This window comes from Streptomyces sp. WELS2, assembly GCF_013870595.1.
GTDB lineage: Bacteria > Actinomycetota > Actinomycetes > Streptomycetales > Streptomycetaceae > Streptomyces.
The window spans coordinates 1-3,287 of the sequence record NZ_JACBWZ010000705.1; the positions used below are offsets into that span (position 1 = coordinate 1).

Genomic DNA, 3,287 nt, shown 5'->3' on the forward strand with positions numbered 1-3,287 from the left:
CACGAGCCGGGAGGCGTGCCGTACGACGTCGTGGTTGGACAGCACCCAGGTCGCGGAGGCACCGGCCGAGCGGGCCGTGGCCAGCTCGCCGGAGATGATCTCGCGCAGCTCGGCCGCGTCCCAGCGGGCCTCGAGGTACTCGAAGTTGAATGCCTGGCCGAGTTCGTCGGGGCGGGCGTACAGGGACCGGCGGTCGCCCGGGACCCAGGCCTCGGCGACGGCCATGCGGGGCGGGCGGTAGGCGTCGAAGATCTTGCGCCAGTCGCGGTAGATCTCGTGCACCTCGTCCCGGTCCCAGTACGGATGGCTGCCCGGCGCCATGTGCCGCAGGGCCTCCTCGCCGGCCGTGCCGAGGGCGCCGAGGTCGCGCAGCGGTTCGGTGAGGTCCTTGGTCAGGCCGTGGGCGACGTCCACGCGGAAGCCGTCCACGCCCCGGTCGGACCAGAACCGCAGGGTGGCGCGGAAGTCGGCGCGGACCTCCTCGTGGTCCCAGTTCAGGTCGGGCTGTTCGGGGGCGAACAGGTGCAGGTACCACTCCCCGTCGGCCACCCGCTGCCAGGCGCTGCCGCCGAACACGGACTGCCAGTCGGTGGGCGGCAGTTCCCCGTGCGCGCCGCGCCCGGGCCGGAAGACGTACCGCTCGCGGGCGATCGATCCGGGTCCGGCGCGCAGTGCCTCCTGGAACCAGCGGTGCAGGTGGGAGGTGTGGTTGGGGACGATGTCCACGACGACCTTCAGGCCCAGCCGGTGCGCCTCGCCCACCAGGGCGTCGAAGTCGTCCAGGGTGCCGAGGCGTTCGTCGACACCGCGCGGGTCGATGACGTCGTAGCCGCCGTCGGCGAGTTCGGAGGGGTAGAAGGGACTCAGCCACAGCGCGTCGACGCCGAGCGCGGCGAGGTGGGACAGCCGCTGGGTCAGGCCCCGCAGATCGCCGAGGCCGTCGCCGTCGGCGTCGGCGAAACTGCGTGGATACACCTGGTAGATGACGGCTTGGCGCCACCAGTCGGGATTCTTGGACGAGAGGTCCGGCGGGCGGTCTGCCATACGGGCTCCCCTGGGACGGACGACGGTACGGAATCTGTATCTGTCCACATTGCCCGAAAGGGAACCTTTTCCGGGGCGGTCAGGCGGCGCAGTGCTCCAACAGGCCCCTTACGTCCTCGTCCACCACCCGATAGCGCACCACGCGCCCCTCTTTCTCCCCCGCCACGACCCCCGCGGCGCGCAGCAGCCGCAGGGCCTGGGAGACGGCCGGGTCGTTCATGCCCGTGGCGATCGCCAGGTCCGAGACGGCCAGCGGTCCGGTCCGGTGCAGGGCGAGCAGCAGCGCGAGCCGGTTGGCGTCGGCCAGCAGCGAGAAGCGGTCGGCCCAGGTGCGCAGACGCCCCGCGTCGCCGATGGCGGCGATCGCCTCGCACACCCGGTGACCGTCGATGGTGCGACGGTCGGCACGGTCGGCAGGAACGAGATGCATGGCCCCATCCTGGCAGGCCCCGATGTGATCTTGGATACCTGCCCGACTGCGCAGCTATGCAGGAAACCGCGTGCCCCCCTACCGTGGGCGGGCCGTGGTGTTCGGGAAGCCGGTGTGAGACCGGAGCGGCCCTCGCCACTGTGATCGGGGAGTTCCCGTTCCGTCCGGCATCCGCCGGGCCACTGGCCGCAAGGCCGGGAAGGCAGGAACGGCGGACGTGTGACCCGTAAGCCAGGAGACCGGCCACGGCAGCTCACGAAGTGATCCACGAGGTGCTGGAGCGTGAACCCGATGGCCGATGCCGCTGCTTTCCGCTGGCGACGCGAGGACACCGTCAAGACGGCGGGGCTGCTGGTGGTGATACTCGCCCTGCACGTCGTCGCCTTCGGAATCCTCTACCTGCTGGTCGCCCCACGGCACTACCAGGTCGGTTCCCAGGTGTTCGGCGTGGGGCTCGGGATCACCGCCTACACCCTCGGCATGCGCCACGCCTTCGACGCCGACCACATCGCGGCGATCGACAACACCACCCGCAAGCTGATGGCCGACGGCAAGCGGCCGGTGTCGGTGGGGTTCTGGTTCGCGCTCGGGCACTCCAGCGTGGTCGTGCTGCTGGCGCTGCTGATCGCGGGCGGCACCTCGCTGGCCGGGAAGGTGATGAACGAGGGCTCCGCCACCCACCAGGTGCTCGGGGTGCTCGGTACGACGATCTCCGGGTCCTTCCTCTACCTCATCGCCGCCCTGAACCTGGTCGCCCTGGTGGGCATCCTGAAGGTCTTCCGGGCGATGCGCGCGGGCGGGTACGACGAGACGGAGCTGGAACGGCACCTGGACTCCCGGGGGTTCATGAACCGGCTGCTCGGGCGGCTGACGAAGTCCGTGTCCCGGCCGGGCCAGATGTATCCGCTGGGCTTCCTGTTCGGCCTCGGCTTCGACACGGCCACCGAGGTCACCCTGATGGTGATGGCCGGCTCGGGCGCGGCGGCCGGACTGCCCTGGTACGCGATCCTGTGCCTGCCGCTGCTGTTCGCCGCCGGGATGAGCCTGTTCGACACCCTCGACGGCACGTTCATGAACTTCGCCTACCAGTGGGCGTTCGCCAACCCTGTCCGCAAGGTGTTCTACAACCTCGCCATCACCGGCCTGTCCATCGCCGTCGCCTTCTTCATCGGCACCATCGAGCTGGTCGGCGTGCTGCACGAGAAGTTCGGCCTCAGCGACCCGGTGACCGGCTGGGTGGCCGGCCTGGACCTGGACAACGTCGGCTATCTCATCGTCGGCCTGTTCGTGGCGGTGTGGGCGGTGGCGCTGGCGTACTGGAGGCTGGCACGGGTGGAGGAGCGCTGGTCGGTGCGGGCGGCACCGTCCGACTGAGCCGGCGGGCGAGCACGGCGCGGACCACCGGCTGGAGGGTGTCGAGCATCGGCGGCAGGTGGCGTTCCGGAACGGGTCCAGGCTCGTGAACGCATGCTCAGCCCTGTGATCGGCCGGCTCCCGGCCCGGACCGATGGGCCGCACGATGGCCGGATCGGGCCTCCGGGGCCGGCCGGCACCCTTGTGGTGAAGGGCCGTGCCATGGTCCGTACCCACGCGGGCTAGGGCCGTTCCACCGTCTCCAGGTACAGCTTCACGTACCGGTCCACGTCCACGTCCAACGCCACGTCCACCAGGGCGCGTTCGGAGCCGTCGTCGTGGAACTCGGCCTCGCCGGGGCCGGGTCTGAGGTCCACGACGGTCTGGCCGCGGGCCGGGCCGGGCGCCAGGCAGACCTCGACCGGCAGCAGCCGGGTGGTGAGGCCCGCCGTCGGTGAGC

The 3,287-nt window shown here is 70.9% G+C and carries 3 protein-coding genes, 1 pseudogene and 1 riboswitch; of the genes and pseudogenes, 1 reads left to right on the forward strand and 3 read right to left on the reverse strand.

Features of this window, described 5'->3' with window-relative positions; genetic code table 11:
- Positions 1-1,044, reverse strand: a 1,044-nt coding sequence (locus tag H5J33_RS28445; RefSeq protein WP_258565454.1) for an alpha-amylase family glycosyl hydrolase, incomplete at its 3' end; no start/stop codon positions are given.
- A 79-nt stretch (positions 1,045-1,123) separates the two neighbouring features.
- Positions 1,124-1,474: a metalloregulator ArsR/SmtB family transcription factor gene (locus tag H5J33_RS28450; protein WP_181797697.1), complete on the reverse strand. Its 351-nt coding sequence runs from the start codon at positions 1,472-1,474 to the stop codon at positions 1,124-1,126.
- Positions 1,475-1,552: 78 nt separating this feature from the next.
- Positions 1,553-1,737, forward strand: a riboswitch (cobalamin riboswitch).
- A gap of 28 nt (positions 1,738-1,765) precedes the next feature.
- Between H5J33_RS28450 and H5J33_RS28455 the strand changes: the two genes are divergently transcribed.
- Positions 1,766-2,848, forward strand: a complete 1,083-nt coding sequence (locus tag H5J33_RS28455; protein ID WP_181797698.1) for a HoxN/HupN/NixA family nickel/cobalt transporter — start codon at positions 1,766-1,768, stop codon at positions 2,846-2,848.
- A gap of 221 nt (positions 2,849-3,069) precedes the next feature.
- Here H5J33_RS28455 and H5J33_RS28460 read toward each other — a convergent pair.
- A pseudogene (locus H5J33_RS28460) lies at positions 3,070-3,287 on the reverse strand (nucleoside hydrolase); the annotation flags it as partial.